This is a genomic window from Occultella kanbiaonis, assembly GCF_009708215.1.
In the GTDB taxonomy this organism is placed as follows: Bacteria; Actinomycetota; Actinomycetes; order Actinomycetales; family Beutenbergiaceae; genus Occultella; species Occultella kanbiaonis.
In genome coordinates, this window is the sequence record NZ_CP046175.1 from 1,550,683 (window position 1) to 1,571,025 (window position 20,343).

22 protein-coding genes are annotated in these 20,343 nt (G+C 70.1%); 14 read left to right on the forward strand and 8 right to left on the reverse strand.

Annotated elements, in window-relative coordinates:
• Entirely contained in the window at nucleotides 1-918 is a 918-nt protein-coding gene (locus tag GKS42_RS06915) for a transporter substrate-binding domain-containing protein (RefSeq protein WP_210769386.1), read from the reverse strand.
• A 380-nt stretch (nucleotides 919-1,298) separates the two neighbouring features.
• Between GKS42_RS06915 and GKS42_RS06920 the strand changes: the two genes are divergently transcribed.
• Together GKS42_RS06920 and GKS42_RS06925 are read left to right on the forward strand one after the other, a co-directional pair.
• The gene (locus GKS42_RS06920) at nucleotides 1,299-1,874 is read left to right on the forward strand and encodes an HhH-GPD-type base excision DNA repair protein (protein ID WP_154793167.1); all 576 of its coding nucleotides are present in this window, start codon (nucleotides 1,299-1,301) and stop codon (nucleotides 1,872-1,874) included.
• 388 nt (nucleotides 1,875-2,262) lie between these two features.
• Nucleotides 2,263-3,549 carry a multidrug effflux MFS transporter gene (locus GKS42_RS06925; RefSeq protein ID WP_154793168.1) on the forward strand — a complete coding sequence of 429 codons (1,287 nt, stop codon included), beginning with the start codon at nucleotides 2,263-2,265 and terminating at the stop codon, nucleotides 3,547-3,549.
• Nucleotides 3,550-3,631: 82 nt separating this feature from the next.
• On the opposite strand, the gene GKS42_RS25980 is transcribed toward GKS42_RS06925, so the two are convergent.
• Together GKS42_RS25980 and GKS42_RS06930 are read right to left on the reverse strand one after the other, a co-directional pair.
• Nucleotides 3,632-3,769 (reverse strand): putative transporter small subunit, encoded by a 138-nt coding sequence (locus GKS42_RS25980; RefSeq protein ID WP_163542869.1) that lies wholly within the window; start codon nucleotides 3,767-3,769, stop codon nucleotides 3,632-3,634.
• 25 nt (nucleotides 3,770-3,794) lie between these two features.
• Nucleotides 3,795-5,462 carry a sodium:solute symporter family protein gene (locus GKS42_RS06930; RefSeq protein ID WP_154793169.1) on the reverse strand — a complete coding sequence of 556 codons (1,668 nt, stop codon included), beginning with the start codon at nucleotides 5,460-5,462 and terminating at the stop codon, nucleotides 3,795-3,797.
• A gap of 432 nt (nucleotides 5,463-5,894) precedes the next feature.
• On the opposite strand from GKS42_RS06930, the gene GKS42_RS06935 reads away from it, so the two are divergent.
• The 3 genes from GKS42_RS06935 to GKS42_RS06945 all read left to right on the forward strand — a co-directional run bounded on the left by GKS42_RS06935 (nucleotide 5,895) and on the right by GKS42_RS06945 (nucleotide 8,719).
• A complete protein-coding gene (locus GKS42_RS06935) occupies nucleotides 5,895-7,391 on the forward strand; it encodes an aldehyde dehydrogenase family protein (protein ID WP_154793170.1) in 1,497 nt (498 codons plus the stop codon).
• Nucleotides 7,388-8,218 carry a phosphotransferase gene (locus GKS42_RS06940; RefSeq protein ID WP_154793171.1) on the forward strand — a complete coding sequence of 277 codons (831 nt, stop codon included), beginning with the start codon at nucleotides 7,388-7,390 and terminating at the stop codon, nucleotides 8,216-8,218. The genes GKS42_RS06935 and GKS42_RS06940 overlap by 4 nt, the downstream gene beginning before the upstream one ends.
• A 75-nt stretch (nucleotides 8,219-8,293) precedes the next feature.
• Nucleotides 8,294-8,719, forward strand: coding sequence for a VOC family protein (locus tag GKS42_RS06945; protein WP_154793172.1), 426 nt, complete (start codon nucleotides 8,294-8,296; stop codon nucleotides 8,717-8,719).
• Between the two features lie 62 nt (nucleotides 8,720-8,781).
• Here GKS42_RS06945 and GKS42_RS06950 read toward each other — a convergent pair whose 3' ends face one another.
• The 4 genes from GKS42_RS06950 to GKS42_RS06965 form a co-directional block, all read right to left on the reverse strand.
• A complete protein-coding gene (locus tag GKS42_RS06950; protein WP_154793173.1) occupies nucleotides 8,782-9,396 on the reverse strand; it encodes a class I SAM-dependent methyltransferase in 615 nt (204 codons plus the stop codon).
• Between the two features lie 10 nt (nucleotides 9,397-9,406).
• Nucleotides 9,407-10,699, reverse strand: a complete 1,293-nt coding sequence (locus GKS42_RS06955; protein ID WP_154793174.1) for an MFS transporter — start codon at nucleotides 10,697-10,699, stop codon at nucleotides 9,407-9,409.
• An 86-nt stretch (nucleotides 10,700-10,785) separates the two neighbouring features.
• Nucleotides 10,786-11,625, reverse strand: a complete 840-nt coding sequence (locus GKS42_RS06960; RefSeq protein ID WP_154793175.1) for an alpha/beta fold hydrolase — start codon at nucleotides 11,623-11,625, stop codon at nucleotides 10,786-10,788.
• Between the two features lie 44 nt (nucleotides 11,626-11,669).
• Nucleotides 11,670-12,044, reverse strand: coding sequence for a hypothetical protein (locus GKS42_RS06965; protein ID WP_154793176.1), 375 nt, complete (start codon nucleotides 12,042-12,044; stop codon nucleotides 11,670-11,672).
• Between the two features lie 217 nt (nucleotides 12,045-12,261).
• On the opposite strand from GKS42_RS06965, the gene GKS42_RS06970 reads away from it, so the two are divergent.
• The 6 genes from GKS42_RS06970 (at nucleotide 12,262) to smpB (ending at nucleotide 17,696) form a co-directional block, all read left to right on the forward strand.
• Nucleotides 12,262-12,738: a DUF4262 domain-containing protein gene (locus GKS42_RS06970; RefSeq protein ID WP_168217774.1), complete on the forward strand. Its 477-nt coding sequence runs from the start codon at nucleotides 12,262-12,264 to the stop codon at nucleotides 12,736-12,738.
• 11 nt (nucleotides 12,739-12,749) lie between these two features.
• Complete coding sequence (gene prfB, locus GKS42_RS06975; RefSeq protein ID WP_154793178.1) at nucleotides 12,750-13,859, forward strand: peptide chain release factor 2; 1,110 nt, start codon at nucleotides 12,750-12,752, stop codon at nucleotides 13,857-13,859.
• Nucleotides 13,860-14,094: 235 nt separating this feature from the next.
• Nucleotides 14,095-14,784 carry a cell division ATP-binding protein FtsE gene (ftsE, locus tag GKS42_RS06980; RefSeq protein WP_154793179.1) on the forward strand — a complete coding sequence of 230 codons (690 nt, stop codon included), beginning with the start codon at nucleotides 14,095-14,097 and terminating at the stop codon, nucleotides 14,782-14,784.
• 9 nt (nucleotides 14,785-14,793) lie between these two features.
• Nucleotides 14,794-15,708 carry a permease-like cell division protein FtsX gene (gene ftsX, locus GKS42_RS06985; protein ID WP_154793180.1) on the forward strand — a complete coding sequence of 305 codons (915 nt, stop codon included), beginning with the start codon at nucleotides 14,794-14,796 and terminating at the stop codon, nucleotides 15,706-15,708.
• A 72-nt stretch (nucleotides 15,709-15,780) separates the two neighbouring features.
• On the forward strand, nucleotides 15,781-17,097 hold the full coding sequence (locus GKS42_RS06990) for a murein hydrolase activator EnvC family protein (protein ID WP_154793181.1): 1,317 nt from the start codon (nucleotides 15,781-15,783) through the stop codon (nucleotides 17,095-17,097).
• Nucleotides 17,098-17,180: 83 nt separating this feature from the next.
• Nucleotides 17,181-17,696: an SsrA-binding protein SmpB gene (gene smpB / locus GKS42_RS06995; RefSeq protein ID WP_154793182.1), complete on the forward strand. Its 516-nt coding sequence runs from the start codon at nucleotides 17,181-17,183 to the stop codon at nucleotides 17,694-17,696.
• A 10-nt stretch (nucleotides 17,697-17,706) separates the two neighbouring features.
• Here smpB and GKS42_RS07000 read toward each other — a convergent pair whose 3' ends face one another.
• A complete protein-coding gene (locus GKS42_RS07000) occupies nucleotides 17,707-18,237 on the reverse strand; it encodes a COG4315 family predicted lipoprotein (RefSeq protein WP_154793183.1) in 531 nt (176 codons plus the stop codon).
• Between the two features lie 195 nt (nucleotides 18,238-18,432).
• On the opposite strand from GKS42_RS07000, the gene GKS42_RS07005 reads away from it, so the two are divergent.
• From GKS42_RS07005 to GKS42_RS07015, 3 genes are read left to right on the forward strand one after another with little or no spacing between them, the layout of a single operon-like run.
• Nucleotides 18,433-19,104, forward strand: a complete 672-nt coding sequence (locus GKS42_RS07005; RefSeq protein ID WP_232847967.1) for a YceI family protein — start codon at nucleotides 18,433-18,435, stop codon at nucleotides 19,102-19,104.
• On the forward strand, nucleotides 19,101-19,607 hold the full coding sequence (locus tag GKS42_RS07010) for a sigma-70 family RNA polymerase sigma factor (protein ID WP_154793184.1): 507 nt from the start codon (nucleotides 19,101-19,103) through the stop codon (nucleotides 19,605-19,607). The genes GKS42_RS07005 and GKS42_RS07010 overlap by 4 nt, the downstream gene beginning before the upstream one ends.
• Nucleotides 19,604-20,332: an anti-sigma factor family protein gene (locus GKS42_RS07015; protein WP_154793185.1), complete on the forward strand. Its 729-nt coding sequence runs from the start codon at nucleotides 19,604-19,606 to the stop codon at nucleotides 20,330-20,332. The genes GKS42_RS07010 and GKS42_RS07015 overlap by 4 nt, the downstream gene beginning before the upstream one ends.
• Nucleotides 20,333-20,343: the final 11 nt, after the last annotated feature.

The following is a 20,343-nucleotide window of genomic DNA, read 5'->3' on the forward strand; positions in this document are numbered from 1 at the left end:
TCAGCCGATGTCGCCCGCGCAGAACTGCTCGGTCGTGATCTCACCGGTGGGGCGCTCCTCGGCGGTGAAGCCGAAGTCGCCGACGACCTCGAGGTAGGAGGCCTCGTCACCGACGATGCCCGCGAGCTGCTCGTTGTAGGCGTCCCGCAGATCGGTGTCGGACGGCCGGAAGACGGTGCCACCGGCACCCACCTGATCGACGCCGTCGATGTTCGCGACGAAGGACTCGGTGACCTCGACCGGGGCGTCCGGGTTGTTGTCGGCCATCCAGTTGAGCGAGATGCCGGTGAGGGCGAAGACGTCGGCGCGGCCGTTGACCACGGCGTCCAAGCCGTCCTGCGGGTTCCCGACCTCCATCGCGGAGATGCCGAGGTCGGTCGCGTAGGTGGCCTCGATGGCGCCGGTCAGGGCGGCCACCTGAACGCCGGAGTCGACGATCGACTGCATGTCGGTCAGACCCTCCGGGTTGCCCTCGGGGACCATCAGCGCGGTCGTGTACATGAACTCCGGGTCGGAGAAGATGGCCTGCTCGCAGCGCTCGGGCAGGATCGACATTCCGGCGGCGATCACGTCGAACCGGCCCGCGTTCAGACCCTGGATCAGCTGGCCGAACTCGGCCTGGACGCCCTCGACGTTCTCGATGCCCAGCTCGTTCCAGATCCGCTCCTGCAGCGCGACGGTGGCGCCGGTGAGCTCGCCGCCCTCCTCGAAGCTGTACGGGGCCTCGCCGGCGAACCCGACGGTGATCGTGCCCTCCTCCTGCAACTGCTCGAGGGTCAGCGCCTCGCCGCTGCTGCCGCCGGTACTGCCGCCGGTCTCTCCTCCGTCGTCGCCGCCACCTCCGCAGGCGGCAAGCCCGAGTGCGACGGCTCCCGCAGTCGCGAACATCGCGGCCTTGCGGCGCGAAGTGAATGTCATCATGGTCCCTTCGGTTGGACGAGGCATAGCCTCCCGGCGGCGCGACCACTGGGGCGCGCGGCACCGGACGGGTCACCCCGACGGTCATGGTGTCGATCCACCGTAGGCGGGTCCCCGAGGGGCTACAAACGCCGAATTCGGCCATTTTCCGGCCCTCGAACGGTCCGACGACGATTTGCTCTCAGCCGCAGGCTGATGCGCCTGAGAGCAAACCGCACCACCGTCGATCCGGGCCGGATCCCGGCCGGATTCGATGCCGTTCATTGTTACTCTGTTGAGACAACCTCCACATTTTCAATACCCTTTGGAGGGTAAAACTTTGCCGAGACATGGGCTGGTCGGTGGTGGTCGGAGCCCGCGACCGGTGGCAGGATCGGCACATGGACCTCCACCTGACCGGCGACGCGGACGCCGACACCCTGCTCTCCTCCGATCCCCTCGCGCTCCTGATCGGCATGCTTCTGGACCAGCAGGTGGCGATGGAGACCGCGTTCATCGGGCCGCGCAAGATCGCCGAGCGAGTGGGCGGTATCGACGCCGCCACGATCGCCGGCATGGACCCCGAGGAGTTCTCGGCGCTGTGCGCCACACCCCCGGCAGTGCACCGGTTCCCTGGCTCGATGGCCGGGCGGATCCAGGCCCTGTGTGCCGCGATCGTGACCGACTACGACGGCGACGCGGCCCGGATCTGGACGGCCGGCGAGCCGGACGGCGCCGAGGTGCTGCGCCGACTGAAGTCGTTGCCCGGTTTTGGCGAGCAGAAGGCGAAGATCTTCCTTGCTCTGCTCGGCAAGCAGGCGGGCCTGGCGGCGGCGGGCTGGCGGGAGTCCGCCGGCGCCTACGGCGAGGCCGGCTCGTTCCGCTCGATCGCCGACGTCGTGGACCCCGAGTCGCTGCTCAAGGTCCGCGAGACCAAGCGCGCCGCGAAGGCGGCGGCGAAGGCCGCCAAGGGCTGAGACCGGCGGGCCCGAGGGCCGGACCGGTCGGGCCGCGGCGGCAGGCTCCGTAACCGGTCCGGGCATGGTCCGGCGGCACCACCGCCACGGGCGCGGCCTCGTCGTTCCCTGGCCGTTCCATGCCTGTTCGCGGACCATCGGTTGACCCGGACCGGTGCGGCGGGTCGCGCCGCGGAACTGTCGCCAGCATCACAAGAACCCGAACACGAAACGATTCGACTTCGGCCCTTCGAGCGCCGACAATGGAGACTGCCGAGGGTCTGTTCCCGGCCGCCCGACCATCCCTCCGCCCCACGGGAATCCTCGATTGACTGCTGACACCTCGCCCTCGCGCGTCCACGCGCCGACGCCCAGCGCTCCCTCCTCCGACGACTTGATCGACACGACCATGCCCGCCGACCAGCTCGCCCCCGCCGTCGCCACCGTCCCGCCGGTGCCGCCGGTCCCGGCCGACCCCGGCACGCCCGTCGCGGCCACGGCCAGGCGGCGCGCCCCGGTGAAGCTGATCCTGCTGCTCGGGGCCATGTCCGCGCTCGGGGCCCTGACCACGGACATGTACCTGCCGTCGCTGCCGGAGGTGGTCACTGACCTCGCCGCTGGCACGGCGTCGGTGCAGTTCACGATCACCGCGACGCTCATCGGTGGCGCGCTCGGACAACTGCTCATCGGCCCGCTATCGGACCGGTACGGGCGCCGGCTGCCGGTGCTGGTCGGCCTCGTGGTGCACGTGGTGGCGTCGCTGCTGTGTCTGCTGGTCGCGGACGTCGCGCCGCTGATCGTGCTGCGGACGATCCAGGGCATGGGCAACGCCGCCGCTGGGGTGGTGGCCGTAGCCGTGATCCGGGACCGGCTCTCCGGCGCCGAGGCCTCCGCCGTGCTGTCCCGGCTGATGCTGGTGATCGGGATCGCCCCGCTGCTGGCCCCCACCATCGGCGGCATCATCGCCTCGATCTGGGACTGGAAGATGGTGTTCGCCGCGCTCGCCCTGTACGGCGTGATCCTGTTCTTCATCGTGGCGCGGTTCCTGCCGGAGTCGCTGCCCAAGGAGCTGCGCTCCACCAGTACCCGGGCGGTGATGGGCTCCTACGGGGTGCTCCTGAAGGACCGGCAGTTCGTGGCCCTCGCGCTGCTGCCCGGCCTGGGCATGGCGGCACTGTTCGCCTACGTCTCCGGCTCACCGTTCGTGATCCGCGAGGGGTACGGCCTCAGCGAGCACCAGTTCTCCCTCCTGTTCGCGGTCAATGGCATCGGCCTCGTGCTCGGCGCGCAGGTCAACGCCGCGCTCGTGCGCCGGTTCGCGCCGATCCGGATCATGCGTCTCGCGTTGCCGATAGCCACGTTCTTCGCCGTGGTGCTGCTCGTCGTCGGGGTGACCGGCTTCGGCGGGCTGGTCGGCCTGTGCATCCCGCTCTGGCTGATGCTCGCGGTGAACTCGCTGGTGCCCCCGAACGCCTCCGCGCTGGCGCTGACCCGGCACGGCGAGCGGGCCGGCGCCGCCGCGGCCATGATCGGCTGCGCCCAGTCCGGCGTGGCCGGCCTGGTGGCCCCGCTGGTGGGCATGCTCGGCGGCACCGCTGCCGCGATGAGCATCGTGATCGTGGCCGCCATGCTCGCCTCGCTCGCGGTGCTCGCGTTCGGCACCCCGGCGTACCGCCGCGGCGGCTGGACCGCCTGAGCGGCCCGAGCAAGCACCGACGACGGCGGCGCTCACCTCGCGAGGTGAGCGCCGCCGTCGTCCATGCTTGTCCTGCCGACGATCAGATGATGTCGCGCCCCTCACGACGGGCGTCGAGCCACTCCTTGACGAAGGCTCGGGCGATGACGAAAAGGACCACGGCGACGATCACGGGCCATATCAGGACGTAGGCCGTCAGGGCGATGGTGGAAACGGACATCTGACTCTCCTCTCGATCGGGTGGTTCAGCGGGCGCCGGCGGCGACCGGTTCGTCGTCGGGGCTGTCGTCGAAGTCGCCGACGCGTTGTTTGATCAGCGCGAAGTCGAAACGTTCCCGGTTGCGCATGGTGATCGCGGTGCAGACGATCGTCGAGACCGAGTATGCGACCAGTGAGGCGGTCAGCGTCGTGTACTCGTGCAGCGTTCCGATGGCGAACGGTGCCGCGGCGAGTGCTGCCACGGCGCCGGCGATCCGGCCGACCCGGGCGCCGAAGAACCCGAAGGTCATCAGCCCGATCACCACGCCCACGCCGATCACGGCCAGCACGTCCACGACGATGCCGACTGCGCCGTCGAGCGGCACCAGCGAGAACCGGACCGGAAGGAACACGGCCAGCGCGGCGACCACCGAGATGGTGAACGCCTTGTTGGTGACGCGGTCCCAGTAGAAGCTGGCGATCACGGGGAACACGAGCGCGCCCCAAAGAGCGCCGACGAACACGAGCAGGTCCAGGATGCTCAGCTGCAGGCTCGCGAAGGCGACGGCCGCGGCCGTCGCCACGATCATCGTGATCCGGCCGATCAGCAGCATCGTCTTCGGGTTCGCGTTCTCCTTGCCGACCGTCTGGCCGTAGCCGTCCGTCATCACGATCGAGGAGAGGGCGGCCAGGTCGGAGTCGGCCGTCGAGGAGAGCGCCCCGATGATCATCACGAAGAACAGCACCAGCAGCGCCGGCGTCAGGTAGGTCGCCGCCATCTGCGGCACCAGGTTGTTGACGTCCCCGCCGGCGGGCTCGATGCCGAGGTACAGGGCCAGGACACCGAGCATCCCGACGCCGATCACCATGGCGCCGTAGCCGAAGGTGGCGGTGACGAACGTCTTCTTGATCAGGTCCTCACGGACCGCGAACAACCGCTGGGCGATGGTCTGGTTACCGATCGCGTAGGCGAGCACCGCCGCGATGTACGGGGCGCCCTGGTTCAGGAACGCGTCGCTGGAGAAGAAGTTGCCCTGCTGCGGTGTCAGGTTGGCCGCGCCGGTCTCGAACGCCGCGGGGAAGTCGGCCGCGAAGAAGATGGCCGGCACGATGATGACCACCGCGCCCAGCATCGCAACCACCTGCACGAAGTCGGTCAGCACCGACGCCCGGAAGCCGGACCAGAGGGTGTACAGCAGCACCCCGCCGGCCACGGCGATCACGCCCTGGAAGAACGAGAACGGGGACAGCAGGCTGATCAGCGCGCCACCGGCGATGAAGTTCGACATGAGGCTGATCACCGAACCGACCACGTTCGAGCCGGCCAGCATCACCTGGCTGGAGCGGCCGTGCCGGGCGTACATCACCTCGGCGAGGGTGTGGGCCTTCGGGGCCACCGCGCGGATCCGGCGACCGAAGGGGTAGATGAACAGGATCATCAGGGCGCCCCACAGGCCGTAGTGGATCGGGCCCGAGATCCCGTAGGTGTAGCCGGACGTCGCGGACGCGTACATCGAGGACGCCCAGATCCAGGTCGCGGTCATGCTGGCGGCCGAGATGCCGAACCCGATGTTGTTGCCCGCCGTCATGTAGCCGTCGGCGTTCTCCTCCTTCTTGCCGATCCGGGTCGAGATCACGAACGTGATGCCGTAGAACAACACCAGGATCACGACAACTGTCAGGACGCCGAACTGCACCTCTTCAGGGACGTTCACGCGTCACCTCCTTCGTCAGTAGGGATTCATCGAACGGGCGATGGCGCGTGGCAGCACAGGATGTGAACTCGCGCGAACTCGGGTGCGCGGCCACCGGCCGAGAGGTCTCGGGCCGGGGCGCCCGTGGGCGCACACGGGTCACTGGTGCGGAGAATCACATCCGTTCGGTCGTTCGTTCGGTCGGACTTCGACGCGCCGGCGGATGGGCGCGGGTCGATTGCGCGCCGGCAGGGGCGACGCAGGGAGGCATTGCCGTGGCGAACGGGCGGTCAGCTCCGGTCGGTTCCGAACCAGCAATGCCTGAAGTTGATCCGTCAACTTCGGCGTTCCCGACCCTAGCAGAAGTTGTGAACGTTCCAGTCGGGACGTGTGTCGAGGGCCGTCCGGCCGCGCTCGCTAGCGAATCGCGCCCGAAAGGGGCACAGTGGAGCAATGAGCGCGACCACCACCTCTACCCCGATGTCGGAGGTGCTGCAACTGCAGCGCTCCGCCTTCCACCGCGACGGGCCGCCCTCCGCCGCGCTGCGGCGGGACCGGATCGACCGGTTCGTGCACGCCGTCGTCTCCCACTCCGATGATCTGGTGGCCTCGATCTCGGCGGACTTCGGTCACCGCCCGGAGGTCACCACACTCGTCTCGGACGTGACCACCCTGGCCATCGAGGCCGAACTCACCCGGGCCAGGGTCGGCGCGTGGATGCGCCCACGCCATCCCTGGGGCCGGGTCGGGGGAGCGGCGGGCCGGCTGGCCGGGTTGCGCACGCAGGTGCAGCCGTCACCGCTCGGCGTGGTCGGTGTGATGGGGATCTGGAACTACCCGATCAACCTCACCGCGATCCCGGCGCTGTCCGCGCTCGCGGCGGGCAACCGGGTGATGATGAAGATGTCCGAGCTCATCCCGAACACCTCCGAGGTGTTCGCGAACGCCATGCATGACGCGTTCGACGTCGAGGAACTGGCCGTGCTCACCGGCGACGTGACCGTCTCGGGCGAGTTCGCCTCGCTCGACTTGGATCACCTGTTCTTCACCGGGTCCGCGCGCACCGGCTCGGCGATCATGGCCGCCGCCGCGAAGAACCTGACCCCGGTCACGCTCGAGCTCGGTGGCAAGAACCCCGTGGTGATCAGCGAGAAGACCGCGGCCGATCGTTCCGCCATGCGCCGCGCCGCGGAACGGGTGGCCCTGTCCCGGATCGCCAACGCCGGCCAGACCTGCGTGTCCCCGGACGACGTGTACGTGCCGGAGCTGGCCACCCGCTCCTTCGTCCAGGAGGTCTTCAACGCCTGGGGCCGGGTGGTCCCGGACATGTTCGAGGAGAACGAGGTCACCACCCTCATCAACGACGCCGCCTACGACCGCGTGGTCAACCTCATCGAGGACGCCGCCGCCAAGGGCGCGCAGGTGATCGGGTCGATGCGCTCCGACGACGACGGCGAGGAGGCGTTGCGCGCTGCTCGGATCCTGCCGCCCACGGTGATCCTCGGGGTCACCGACGAGATGGAGATCGCCCACGAGGAGGTCTTCGGCCCGGTGCTCGCCGTGCACACCTACGACGACGTCGACGACGTCATCGACCTCCTCGCCGAGAAGCCGGCGCCACTCGTGGCGACCTGGTACGGCCCGCACGACCCGGAGTTCGCCGCGTTCGTCGCGCGGACCCGCTCGGGCAGCGTCTCCCGCAACGACTTCGCGGTCTCCCAGTCCCTGCCGGGTATCCCGTTCGGGGGCGTGGGCCGCTCCGGGATGGGTGCCTACCACGGCAAGGCCGGGTTCGACACGTTCTCGCACCTGAGGGCCGTGGTCGGATCCGAACTGCCGCTCTCGCTGGCGACCCTGGTGACCCCGACGTCCGACACCCGCCTGCTCAAGGCGGTGCGCCAGGGCATCGCCGGGTACGCCAAGGTGCTCGAGCGTCGCCGGCGCCGTTGAGCTCGACGGACTTCGGTGCCGCCGGGCAGAGCGAGGTGCCGTTGCTCGGTGGCGACGTCAGCGACGGGCTGGTCCGCAAGGGTGCCACCGTGCGCCGACCCCGCGGGGCCCACAGCCCCGCCGTCGAGGCCTATCTGGCGCATCTGGAGGCGGCCGGTTTCGACGGGGCGCCCCGGTTCCTCGGCATCGACGCGGCCGGTCGCGAGGTGGTCACCTTCGTCGACGGTGAGATGGGCGGGCGGCCCGTGCACCGCTGGGCGGTGACCGAGGACGTCCTGGTCGAGCTGGCCGTCCTGCAGCGCCGTCTCCATGACGTCTCGGTCGACGTGCCACTGCCCGACGGCGTGAGCTGGCCCGAGCGCATCGAGTTCGACGGCGTCCCGCGCGTCTTCGATGCTCCGGACGTGATCGGGCACAACGACGTCACGGTCGAGAACGTCATCTTCTCTCAAGGCCGGCCGGTGGCGCTGATCGACTTCGACATGGCCGGGCCCTCCACCCGCCTCCTCGACGTCGCCACCACGCTGCTGTACTGGGCTCCGGTGCGGCCGCCCGAGCGGCGCGACCCGGCGCTCGCCGACGTCGACACCGGCCGCCGGATCCGGATCTTCGCCGAGGCCTACGGGCTGGACCGCTCCGAGCGGCTCGAGCTGATCGAGGTTCTCGACCGCAGGTTCGCCCGGTCCTACCTCGCCATGGAGCACGCCGCCCGGACCAAGGGCGGGGGCTGGGCCAGGATGTGGGACGAGGGGGTGGGGGAGACGATCCTCGCCACCCACGCGTGGCTGCGCGAGGAGCGCGCGGTGCTGAGCTCGGCGCTTCGCTGAGGTCACCGCCGGCGCACCGGTCGCCACCCGAAAACTCCTCGACCATCCACGCCCGCCGCGCCTAACGTGCCACCCATGGGACTGCGCATCGGTGCACTTGTCGTCGACTGTCACGACCCCGGCCCGCTGGCGCGGTTCTGGGCCGAGGCCCTCGACTGGGTGATCAGCCAGGACACCGACCCCGAGTGGGTCGTCGAGCCGCCGGAGGGGAGTCGGGAGGACTGCGTGGTCGCTGATCTGCTGTTCATCAAGGTCCCCGAACCCAAGGCGAGCAAGAACCGGCTGCACCTGGACCTGCGACCCGGCGACCGTGACGCCGAGGTAGCCCGGCTGGAGGGGCTGGGCGCGAGGAGGGTGGACGTCGGCCAGGGCGAGGACCGGCCCTGGGTCGTGATGGCCGACCCGGAGGGGAACGAGTTCTGCGTCCAGGACGCCCACTCCCCGCAGGTGCGCGCCGCCTGGCTGCGGCGGTACGAGGCCTACCAGCCGGCTGGCACCTGAACCAGACCGGTCGGCGACAGTGCTGAATCGGCAGCCACTTCCGCTCTGTCACGGCGGTCAGCTCAGCCGCGGGCGATCACGTCGAAGCGGTGCCAGTGCTTCGGGCCGGCTCCGGACGGCCCGTCGTACTCGACCTCGGTGAGTTCGACCAGCTCGAGCCCGTCGAACAGGGCCTGCGCTCCGGGCCGGTCGTGGAATGTCATGTTCGCGATCCCGGTCTCGGGATGGGCCCACGAGTCGTTGACCCCGAACAGGTTGACGGCCAGCACGCCGCCCTCCGCCAGGGCGGCCCTGATCCGCCGCCACATCCCCCCGAACGCATGCTCCGGGACGAACGGGATGCTGGCGCTGGCCAGGATCAGGTCCGCCGTCGGGATCGGGGCGTCAGCCAGATCCGCCACCACGGTGGTGAGCCGGGGACCGGGCTCGCGCCCGAGCGCGGCCGTGGCGTTCCGGTGGACCAGGGGCATCGCCTCCGGGGTCCGGTCGATGGCCGTGACCTGCCACCCGTTGCCGATCAGCCAGGCGGTCTCGGCGCCGTCGCCGCAGCCCAGGTCCACCGCACGCCCCGGTGTGGACCGTGCCTCGGCGCCGTGACGCACCAGGTCGCGTGCCGTGCGACCCTGTCCGCGCTCGTAGTAGGCGGTCCAGTCCGTGGTGGCGGCGTCGCGCGTCATGGCGTCGAGGCTACGCCGTCGGGTTCGCACCGTCGTAGGCGAGGAACCGGCGCTGCGTCACGGCCAGCGCCGCCACGACGAGCAGGCACAGGCACCCGCCGATGACGGCGGCGGCGCCCTCGCCGAACCAGGACGCCTGCGCGCCGACCACGACGTCGCCCAGGCGTGGCCCGCCGGCCACGACCACCACGAACACGCCCTGCAACCGGCCGCGCATCGCGTCCGGCGTGGCGGCCTGCAGGATCGTCTGCCGGAAGATCGAGGAGACCGAGTCCGCCGCGCCCGCCACCGCGAGCACCACGATCGCCGCGACCAGAGCCCACACCACCACGGTGTCCGGATCGGTCTCACCGGCCAGCAGCAACACCACCCCGAACCCGATGACGGCGACGGCGAACGCCGAGATCGCACCGACGATCACCTTGCCCTGGGCACGCACGGAGGACAGGCCGCCGGACAGGGCGCTCGCCAGCACGGCGCCGACCGCGATCGCGGCGGTCAGGGCGCCGGTGGTCGCCTCGCCGCCGCCGATCCACAACACCCCGACGGCGGGGAACAGCACCCGGGGCATGGCCAGCACCATGGCGCTCAGGTCGAGCAGGAACGTCATGCGCAGGTTGGGTCGGGTGCCGAGGTAGCGCAGACCGTCCAGCACCGACGACAGACCGACGCCCCTGCGCCCGACGGGCGCTGCGCCGTCGGGCGTCTCCGGTGGTAGGTCGGGCAGGCGCCAGAGCGCGTACAGCGACGCCACGAACAGGACCATGTCCAGGGTGTAGGCGACCTCGTAACCGTGCCACGCGACGAGTGCGGCGCCGAGGAGCGGGCCGCCGGTCAGGGCGACGTTCCAGGCCAGGGTCTGGAGCGCGTTCGCCGCCGCGAGCTGCGTGGGCGGCACGAGCCGCGGGATGATCGCGGACCGGGCCGGGTTGTTCACGGCGCTCGCCGCGGACTGCATCGCCACCAGCGCGTACAGCACCCCGACGCTGTCCACGCCGGCCCAGGCCTGCGCGGCCAGCAGGGCCGTCACCACCAACAGTGCCGTGGAGGCGAGCAGCGCCACCTTGCGGCGGTCGAAGTGGTCCACGAGCGCCCCGCCGTACAGGCCGAGCACCACGAGCGGCACGAGCGCGCAGATGCCGAGGATGCCGACGGCGAGGGTGGATCCGGTCAGGGAGTACACCTCGAGTCCGACGGCGACCGCGGTGAGCTGGGTGCCGAGGTTGGAGATGCCCAGCCCCCACCACAGCCGCCGGAACGCCGGGACCCGCAGCGGGGCGGTGTCGGCGAGCAGGCGGGGCACGAGCGGTCAGCCTACGCCGGGACCCGACGCGATGCGTCTCGCGTTCACGGTGGCGGTCGTGCAGCCACGGCGAGGTGCTGGAGGGCTCAGGAGAGATGCCCCACGACACGCTGGACGAACAGGTCCGGGTCGTCGAGCCACGGGAAGTGACCGGCGCGTCGTTGCACGACCAACTCGGCGTCGGGGAACGCCGTGGCGATGTCGGCGGCGCGGCGTGGCGGCAGGGCGACGTCGTACTCACCGGCCAGGACCAGCGTGGGGAACGGCGCCGCCGCGAGGTCGGACCGGAGCGTGACCGGGTCGATCGCACCGGCGCCGTAGTAGATCGCGGCAGCCTCATCATTGCGCTGCCGGCCGGCGAGCGCCGCATGCGCCTGGGTGACGTGGTCCCAGCGGCCGTAGGTGAACGGAGTGATCGCCGACCAGTCGGCGGCCGTGGGCTCACCGGACCAGATCCTCTCGAAGGCCGCCCACGCCGCGGGGAACCAGGGCTCCGCTCGACGCAGTTCGGCCAGTTCGCGCCGGTCGGCGTCGCTGACGTCGACGGCGAGCGCACGCGGGCTGGGGTTGACCAGGACGAGGTGTCCGACCCGCTCCGGATACCGGGCGGCGTACAACAGGGCCAGGCTCGCACCGGCCGAGTGTGCGAGCAGGTCGATCCGGTCCAGCGCCAGATCCACGCGCAGTGCCTCGACGTCCGCGACCTGCCGGTCGCACCGGTACGTGGCGCCCTGGCGCGGCACCTCGGAGTCTCCAGTGCCGCGCAGGTCCAACAGCACCAGCGCGCGATGGCCGGACAGCCCGCCCAGGTCGCCGAGGTAGGCCGAGGCCTGCATCGGGCCACCGGGCAGGCAGATCAGCGGTTCGCCCGCACCGGCGCGATGGTAGGCGAGCCGGGTTCCGTCGTGGCCGTCGAAGGTCTGCATGTCCGCAGCGTAGGTCGCGCGGGCCGGGCCGCCGAGTCCCTGCGTCACCAGAAGTTGAGGACGAATCTCCCGACGGCACCGAAGTCGTAGGTGACGACCCGCGGCACTCGGCTGCCGCCGTCGTCGTAGGTCATGTCGCCGCCGCCGCTGACCTTCTCGCCGCGTTGCAGGGCGAGGCTGATCTGGTCGTCGATCCAGTCCCTCGCAGCGGCGACGCCCGGAGGGCCGGCGAGCCGGTTCATCGGCAGCTCCGGGCCGCCGAACTGAGGCGCCGTGAGCCAGAACCACTCCAGTCGGCCCGCGGCCACGGCGGCGTCGACCTGGTCCTCGGTGGTGACGTCGGCGAAGGTGACCCCATCGCGACGCAGGTCCAGGCTGGGTGCTGCCGCTGCCTTCTTCTTGCCGAATCCGAAGATCATGCTGAGTCTCCCGTGTCGGGCAGGTTGCGTTCGCCGCCAAGCATGCCATCGGCGAGGGCCGTCGGCCTGCCCTGGATCCGGGTCCGGGCGTCCACACCCGGCTCGGGTTGCACAGTCGTCCACAGGGCTCGGGCCGCGCATCGGCAGGCGCCCGATCGACTTCTACGGTGCGGGGAGAGCGAGCCGAGGAGGCGACATGTGCCTGAAGTGCCAAGGGATGACGGACGCAGAGATCCGGGCGCACTGGGTGGGACTGATCAAGGAGCACGGGTGGGCCATCTGCACCGTCGGAGCCGGCCCGGCGAGCCCGCCGATGGCGTACACGATCGGGTTGACCCGCTACCACGGGCACCCGGAACTCGTGCTCAGCGGACTCGCCGTCCGCGACGCCACCCAGCTCCTGAACGATCTCGGCGCCGAGATCCGGGACGGGCGCAGGCTCGCGGCCGGTGAGGTCATCGGTGCGGGCCGGCCGCATCCCTACCGGTTGATCGAGGTCTGGAGACCTCGCCGCCTGATCTGGGCGCAGGAGATCTACGGGGGTCCGGACCGGCGGGTGGTTCCCGCGCTGCAACTCGTCTGGGCCGACCATGACGGTCGGTGGCCCTGGCTTCGCCCGGGCCGGGACCGGTACCAGCAACTGCTCGGGCCGGCTCCAGCGGACTCCGGCGAGGGCTCGGTGGACATCGCGTAACCTTGCGGATTGTGGCTACCGACTTCCCGACGGAGATCCAGGGTCTGACCAAGATCCTCGACTCGATCAAGGCTGTGTCCGATCCCGAGGGACTGCGGGCGCGGATCGCGCAACTTTCGGAGGAGGCCGCAGCACCGGATCTGTGGGACGACCCGGACGCCGCCCAGCAGGTGACGAGCCAGTTGTCCCACGCCCAGACCGAGCTGGAGCGTCTCGACAAGCTGGGGGAGCGCATCGAGGACCTCGGTGCCCTCGTCGAGCTCGCCGAGGAGGAGGACGACGCCGACACCCTCGCCGAGGCCGAAGCGGAGCTGACGAAGATCCACGACGCGCTCAGCGACCTGGAGATCCGCACGCTGCTCTCCGGCGAGTATGACCAGCGTGAGGCCGTGATCACCGTCCGCGCCGGTGCCGGTGGCGTGGACGCCGCCGACTTCGCCGAGATGCTGATGCGGATGTACCTGCGCTGGGCCGAGCAGAAGGGCTACCCGGCGGCCGTGCTCGACACCTCCTACGCGGAGGAGGCGGGCCTGAAGTCCGCCACGTTCGAGATCAAGGCGCCGTACGCGTTCGGCACGCTGTCCGTCGAGGCGGGCACCCACCGGCTCGTCCGGATCTCACCCTTCGACAACCAGGGCCGCCGGCAGACGTCCTTCGCCGCCGTCGAGGTGATCCCGCTCATCGAGCAGACCGACCACGTCGAGATCCCCGAGAGCGAGATCAAGGTGGACGTGTTCCGCTCCTCGGGCCCCGGTGGTCAGAGCGTGAACACGACCGACTCGGCCGTGCGGATGACCCACATCCCCACCGGCATCGTCGTGTCCATGCAGAACGAGAAGTCGCAGATCCAGAACCGCGCCGCCGCCCTGCGGGTGCTCCAGTCCCGGTTGCTGCTGCAGCGTCAGGCGGAGGAGAGCGCCGCGAAGAAGGCGCTCGCGGGCGACGTGAAGGCGTCCTGGGGCGACCAGATGCGCTCCTACGTCCTCCAGCCCTACCAGATGGTCAAGGACCTGCGGACCGAGTACGAGTCCGGAAACCCCAGCGCGGTGTTCGACGGCGACATCGATGGGTTCATCAACGCCGGCATCCGGTGGCGCAAGCAGACCGAGCTCGAGGCCTGACCCCGCCGGACCGGCGCATCCCTTCGACCGTGCCCATCCCGGTCGGATCCACCCTACGACCATCTCCGGTGGCAGCTGATCGAGGGTCGAAACAGGGGCGGACCGTGATCGGGACCACCACGATGCCTTCCGGCGGCCCCGGCGTGTCACGGCGGGAGGACAAGGTCCGCTGTTTATGGTGCGAGTGGCCAGGATTTGCCCTTACCCTTCCCCGAGACTGGCCGATGGTCAATACGTGATTCGGTTAGAGAAAGTTTCCAAGGTCTACGCGCGTGGGGCCCGCCCTGCCCTGGACCGGATTTCCATGGAGGTCGAGCGCGGCGAGTTCGTCTTCCTCGTCGGCGCTTCCGGATCCGGCAAATCGACCTTCCTGCGGCTCGTCCTGCGCGAGGAGCGGCCCACCTCCGGTGCCGTCTTCGTGGCTGGCCGGGACCTGTCCAGGATCTCCCAGTGGAAGGTGCCGCACCTGCGCCGCCAGATCGGCACCGTGTTCCAGGACTTCCGGCTGCTCAACAACAAGTCGGTGTTCGACAACGTCGCGATCGCCCTGCAGGTGATCGGCAAGCCGCGCCACCATGTGATGACCACCGTGCCCGAGACTCTCGAGATGGTCGGCCTCGGCGGCAAGGAGAAGCGGCTCCCGCACGAGCTCTCCGGTGGTGAGCAGCAGCGGGTGGCGATCGCCCGGGCGTTCGTGAACCGGCCCGCGATCCTGCTGGCCGACGAGCCGACCGGGAACCTCGACCCGACCACCTCCGTGGGGATCATGCGCCTGCTCGACCGCATCAACCGGACCGGCACCACCATCGTGATGGCCACCCACGACGACGAGATCGTCGACCAGATGCGCAAGCGGGTGGTCGAGCTCGTGGACGGGCAGATGGTCCGCGACCAGGCGCGCGGCGTCTACGGCGCGGAACGGTAGGGCCGGCTGATGCGCGTACGTTTCGTGCTCTCGCAGATCGGGAACGGTCTGCGACGCAACATGGCGATGGCCACCTCCGTGGTGCTCGTGACCTTCATCTCTCTGACCTTCGTGGGGGCCGCGATCCTGCTGCAGATGCAGGTCGCGAACATGAAGGACGACTGGTACGACAAGGTCGAGGTCTCGATCTTCCTGTGTCCGGGGGACTCCTTCGCGCCGACCTGCGCGGGCGGTGAGGTCACCGAGCAGCAGGTGGAGGAGATCCAGGGGGTTCTGGCTTCGGAGGCGCTCAGCGACTACGTCGAGGAGGTCTACGTCGAGACCCAGGAGGAGGCGTTCGTCGCGTTCCAGGACCAGTTCGGGGACCAGGACTGGGCCCAGCGGATCACCGTGGACCAGATGCAGATCTCGCTCCGCGTGAAACTGGTGGATCCCGAGCTGTACCAGGTGGTCGCCGACGAGGTGGCCGGGCGTGATGGCGTCGAGGAGGTCGTCGACCAGCGGAGCATCCTCGAGCCGCTGTTCCTGATCCTGAACCGCACCACCGTGATGGCGGCGGGACTGGCCGCCCTCATGATCGTCACGGCGATCCTGTTGATCACGACCACGATCCGGTTGTCCGCGATGAGCCGTCAACGGGAGACCTCCATCATGCGGCTGGTCGGCGCATCCAACCTGTTCATCCAGCTCCCGTTCATGCTGGAGGGCGCGATCGCGGCCCTGCTCGGTGCGCTGCTCGCCATCGGCGGCCTGTGGCTGGGGGTCCGGTACATCGTCGAGGACTGGCTGGCCGGCACCGTCCAGTGGGTCAACTTCGTCTCGACGTCAGACGTCTGGCTGATCGCCCCGATCCTGATCGGGATCGGGATTGCGCTCGCGGCCATCAGTTCACTCGTTACCCTGAGTCGATACACGAAGGTCTGAGGTCCCATGCTGAGCTCCGCCAGCCCCAACCACCGTGTGCGTCGCCCTGCCCGCTCCGCGTGGCGCGTCGCGATGTCCGCGGCACTGACGGTCCTCGTCGGCTTCGTGGTCATCACCGGCCCTGCGGCCGCCGACGAGATGGACGACCTGCAGGACCAGCAGGACCAGAACGCTGCCGAACGGGAACAGCTCGCCTCGGCCCTGGAGGGCACCGACGCCGAGCTCGCGGCCACCTACCTCGCCCTCGCGGACACGAACTACCGGCTGCCGATCGCGGAGGCGGAACTGGTCACTGCGAACTCGGAACTGGCCGCCGCGGAACGGCACCGTGACTCGGTGCAGTCGCGCCTCGAGATCGCGGAGGGTCAACAGGCGGACCTGATCGCCGAGATCGCCGACGGCGAGGCGGAGATCCTCGAGACCGAGGGCGCCATGGGAGAGGTGGCTCGGTCCGCCTACCGTGGCAACGGGTCGGTCAGCGCGCTCGCGGTGGTCCTCGACGCGACCAGCACCGAGGACTTCGCGAGCCAGTACTCGGTCATGAACTCGGCCCTGCGGACGCAGAACCAGACGCTCACCGACCTGGAGAACCTGACCGCGATCAACCGGAACCGGCAGGTGCGTCTCGACGCCGTCCAGGTCCGCATCAGCGAGCTCAAGGTCGAGGCCGACGCCGCCGTCGCGGCCGCCGAGGTGGCCCGCCAGACCGCCGCCGACCTGGTCGCCGAGATCGCCCGGTTGAAGGCCGATCAGGAGGCCCAGGCGGCCTCGCTCGAGACCCTCAAGGCCGAGCAGGCGGACCGCCAGGCAGAACTCGAGGCCGAGAACCAGCAGATCGCCACCGAGATCAATGCCCTCGCCGCCGAGCAGGCGGCCGAACGGGCCCGCCAGCAGGCAGCCCTCGCCGCGCAGCAGAACAGCGGCAGCGGGGGAGGCGGCGGTGGCGGCGGCGGCGGTGGCGCGGCCGCACCCCCGCCGGGCTCGACCTTCATCCCGCCGATCTCCCGTTCGCTGCATGTCACCTCCTCGTACGGGTACCGCGTGTACCCGATCACCGGCGGCTGGTTCATGCACAACGGGGTCGACCTGCGATCGAGCTGTGGCGAGGCCCAGATGGCCTCAGCGAGCGGCCGGGTGATCGCTGTGCGTGGCGCCGCCGGCAACGGCACCCACGGCAACCAGGTGATGATCGACCACGGAGTCATCAACGGGAACTCCTGGGTCACCGTGTACAACCACATGTCCCGGTTCAACACCTACGTCGGCCAGCAGGTCGGTCAGGGTCAGGTGATCGGCTACACCGGCGCCACCGGCAACGTCACCGGCTGCCACGTGCACTTCGAGATCTGGCGCAACGGATCCACCGTGGACCCGATGAACTACTTCTAATCGCCTCGAAGTCTCGGCCCACGGTGATCTACCCTGACGGTGTCCACCGGTGATCGGTGGCATCCGAAGGAGATCGCAACATCATGAGTAACGCAGCCAAGGGCGCGAAGAAGAAGGCCTCGGCCGCGAACGACCCCAAGACCGCCAAGGTCGTGGTCGCAAGGAACAAGAAGGCCCGGCACGACTACCACATCGATGCCACCTACGAGGCGGGCATGTCCCTGACCGGCACCGAGGTGAAATCCCTGCGGTCCGGCCGGGCCTCCCTGGTGGACGGCTGGGTACACATCGACGGCGGCGAGGCGTGGCTCGAGGGCGTGCACATCCCCGAGTACGTCGAGGGCACCTGGACGAACCACACCCCCCGCCGCAAGCGCAAGCTGCTGCTGCACCGCGCCGAGATCGAGAAGCTGTCCTCGAAGACGCGGGAGAAGGGGCACACGATCGTTCCGCTCGAGCTGTACTTCCTCGGCGGCCGCGCGAAGGTCGAGATCGCACTCGCCCGAGGCAAGCAGGAGTGGGACAAGCGCCAGACCCTTCGCGAGCAGCAGGACACGCGCGAGGCTCAGCGGGCCATGAGTCTGCGCCGGGCCCGCTGAGCCCTGCCGGTCAGTTACCGATCTCGGTGCCGTCCGGTGCGATCACCCACCACACGTCCTGCACGGCCTGGCCGTTCACGTCCCCGGGTGCGGCGTCACCGACGAAGAGGTAGATCGGCCTGCCGTCGACGGTGACCTGGAGCGAGCCGTCGGCCGCGGTGATCGTGCCCACCTCGGCCGTCACCCCCTCGACGGTCGGCGTCTCCGACTCGGTCGTGATCGGCGGCCAGTTGACCAGGCACTCGCCCTCACACGCGCTCGCGCCCGAGTCGGGCACGTCGTTGCTGAAGTAGTAGGCCGTCATACCGGCGCCGTCCACGATGACCTCGCCGAGCGAGGTCTCGGCAGTGGCCAGGTCGACGGCGCCCATCGCCCCGGCATCGGTCTCCTCCTCGGCGGGTTCGGTCGTGGCCTCCTCGGTGGTCTCAGAGTCCGGGGCTTCCGGGTCGTCGTCCCCCTCCGGCGAGGAACAGGCCACAAGGGCGGTGCTCAGCGCACCCGCGGCCAGCGCGCTGATGAGGATGCGGTGGGTTCGGCGCATGATTCGCACTCCTTCGTCGGGCCGGTGCGGGTGGCGGCAGGTTGCCGCTCCCGGCCGGCGCTTCACCCGGATAACGGAACTGGGCCGCCACAGGTTCACCGATCGTCTGAACCGATCCGGGAGCTGGCTCGTCTATGGGGTGAGGATCGCTCGCAACCGCCGGGTGATCGGGTCGATCATGGAGGGACACGGGTCATGCGGGCACGGACGATCGGAGTCATCGTGGTTGCTGGGATGTTGGTGGTCGGTGGTGTGGTGTTCGGACCACGCCTGTACGCCGACCTGGCCAACCGGTCCGCGGCCGCGCCCCCGGAACTGACCAGCGGCAGCGAATCGTCGCTCGATCCGACCGCACTGGACGGCCAGTGGACCCTGGCGGCCGGTTCGTACGCCGGATACCGGGTCCATGAGGTGCTCCAGGGCAACGACGCGAACGTGGTCGGCCGCACCGAGACCGTCGAGGGCACGCTCACGATCGCCGACGGAGCCGTGACGGCCGCCGAGGTCATCGTGGACGTCGAGAGCATCGCGACCGACCAGCCGCCCCGCGACGCCTACTTCCGGGGCACCGCCATGGAGGTCGGCACGTTCCCGACCGCCACGTTCACGCTCACCGCGCCGGCCGAGCTGCCCGACGGCGGAACTGACGTCGCGCTCTCCGGTGACCTGACGGTGCACGGCGTGACGCTCCCGGTCGAGTTCGATGCCAGTGCCGCCGCCGACTCCGCCGGCGCGATCCAGGTGGTCGGGGCGATCCCGGTCACGTTCTCCGACTTCGGCGTGGCCGCGCCGGACCTCGGCTTCGTGGTGGTCGATCCCGACGGCGAGATCGAGTTCTCCCTGCTCTGGGAGCCGGCCACGTCATGACCGGCGAGGCGGACGCGAACCTGCGCGCGTTGCACGAGGCGCATGCCTCGGCGTTGCATCGCTACGTCGTCTCGCTGACCGCTGACGAAGCGTTCGCCCAGGACGTGGTCCAGGAGACCCTGGTGCGCGCCTGGCACCACCCGGAGGTCATGGAGCGCGCCGAGGGGCCGCGCCGGGCATGGCTGTTCACCGTGGCCCGCAACCTCGTCATCGACGACCGGCGCAGTGCGCGCAGCACCAGGGAGCGGACGACCGAGCACCTGCCCGAGCGCGGTGGTGGCGACGAGACCATGGCCGTCCTGGACTCGTGGCTGATCACCGAGGCGTTGCTGGGGCTCAGCCCGGACCACCGGGCCGTCGTCGTCGGGGCGTACTTCGGGGGCCGATCCGTGGCCGAGCTGGCCATCGAGCTCGAGGTGCCGGAGGGCACCGTGAAGTCCCGCATGCACTACGCGATGCGAGCGCTGCGGCTGGCGCTGCAGGAGAAAGGGGTCACCCCATGAGTACCGACCGCTACGCCGACTGGGACGGTGCCTACGTGCTCGGCTCCCTGAGCCCGACCGAGCGCCGGGAGTACGAGGAGCATCTGGCCGGCTGCCCCGCATGCCGCGGCGCGGTCACGGACCTGGCCGGGATGCCCGGCCTGCTCGCCCAGGTGAGCGCCGAGGATGCCCGCACCCTGCTCGCCCAGATGCCGGGCCGGCTCGCTCGCCCGAGTGCCGAGGACGCGCGCATCCGGCCCGCCGGCGAACCCGCCGATGGCGCCGCTCCGGTGATCGCGCTCCGTCCGAGGACCCGGCCGCCGCTACGTCGGAGGCTCTTCGCGGTCGCCGCCGCCGTTGCGCTGGTCCTCCTCGGCGGAGTGGGCGGCCTCGCCCTCGCCCAACGGGACACCGCCCCACCCGCAGACGCCATCGAGCTCGAGCTGACCCAGGTGGACGCCAGCGGGGTCAGCGCGGACGTGCAGTTGACGCCAAGGCCCTGGGGCACCAGCCTCGGTTGGGACTGCAGCTATCCGTCCGGCCCGTACGCGCCGCCCGGTGACGCCGTGTACACGCTCACCCTCGTCGACGCCGACGGTGCCCGGACCGTCGCCGCGACCTGGACCAGTTCCGGCGGGGGTGCCAGTGGGCTGAGCGCCGCCACGGACCTGCCGACCGAGGCCATCGTGGCGGTGGAGATCGGACTCGTCGGGCAGGACGACGCGCTCGCCAGCGGCACGCTCTGAGGAGACGGGCG

Excerpts from the sequence above, each read along its gene's own strand:
- GKS42_RS06915 (WP_210769386.1), bottom strand. The coding sequence starts at position 918 with ATGACATTCACTTCGCGCCGCAAGGCCGCGATGTTCGCGACTGCGGGA.
- GKS42_RS06920 (WP_154793167.1), top strand. The coding sequence starts at position 1,299 with ATGGACCTCCACCTGACCGGCGACGCGGACGCCGACACCCTGCTCTCC.
- GKS42_RS06925 (WP_154793168.1), top strand. The coding sequence starts at position 2,263 with ATGCCCGCCGACCAGCTCGCCCCCGCCGTCGCCACCGTCCCGCCGGTG.
- GKS42_RS25980 (WP_163542869.1), bottom strand. The coding sequence starts at position 3,769 with ATGTCCGTTTCCACCATCGCCCTGACGGCCTACGTCCTGATATGGCCC.
- GKS42_RS06935 (WP_154793170.1), top strand. The coding sequence starts at position 5,895 with ATGAGCGCGACCACCACCTCTACCCCGATGTCGGAGGTGCTGCAACTG.
- GKS42_RS06945 (WP_154793172.1), top strand. The coding sequence starts at position 8,294 with ATGGGACTGCGCATCGGTGCACTTGTCGTCGACTGTCACGACCCCGGC.
- GKS42_RS06950 (WP_154793173.1), bottom strand. The coding sequence starts at position 9,396 with ATGACGCGCGACGCCGCCACCACGGACTGGACCGCCTACTACGAGCGC.
- GKS42_RS06960 (WP_154793175.1), bottom strand. The coding sequence starts at position 11,625 with ATGCAGACCTTCGACGGCCACGACGGAACCCGGCTCGCCTACCATCGC.
- GKS42_RS06965 (WP_154793176.1), bottom strand. The coding sequence starts at position 12,044 with ATGATCTTCGGATTCGGCAAGAAGAAGGCAGCGGCAGCACCCAGCCTG.
- GKS42_RS06970 (WP_168217774.1), top strand. The coding sequence starts at position 12,262 with ATGACGGACGCAGAGATCCGGGCGCACTGGGTGGGACTGATCAAGGAG.
- ftsX (WP_154793180.1), top strand. The coding sequence starts at position 14,794 with ATGCGCGTACGTTTCGTGCTCTCGCAGATCGGGAACGGTCTGCGACGC.
- GKS42_RS06990 (WP_154793181.1), top strand. The coding sequence starts at position 15,781 with ATGTCCGCGGCACTGACGGTCCTCGTCGGCTTCGTGGTCATCACCGGC.
- smpB (WP_154793182.1), top strand. The coding sequence starts at position 17,181 with ATGAGTAACGCAGCCAAGGGCGCGAAGAAGAAGGCCTCGGCCGCGAAC.
- GKS42_RS07000 (WP_154793183.1), bottom strand. The coding sequence starts at position 18,237 with ATGCGCCGAACCCACCGCATCCTCATCAGCGCGCTGGCCGCGGGTGCG.
- GKS42_RS07005 (WP_232847967.1), top strand. The coding sequence starts at position 18,433 with ATGCGGGCACGGACGATCGGAGTCATCGTGGTTGCTGGGATGTTGGTG.
- GKS42_RS07010 (WP_154793184.1), top strand. The coding sequence starts at position 19,101 with ATGACCGGCGAGGCGGACGCGAACCTGCGCGCGTTGCACGAGGCGCAT.
- GKS42_RS07015 (WP_154793185.1), top strand. The coding sequence starts at position 19,604 with ATGAGTACCGACCGCTACGCCGACTGGGACGGTGCCTACGTGCTCGGC.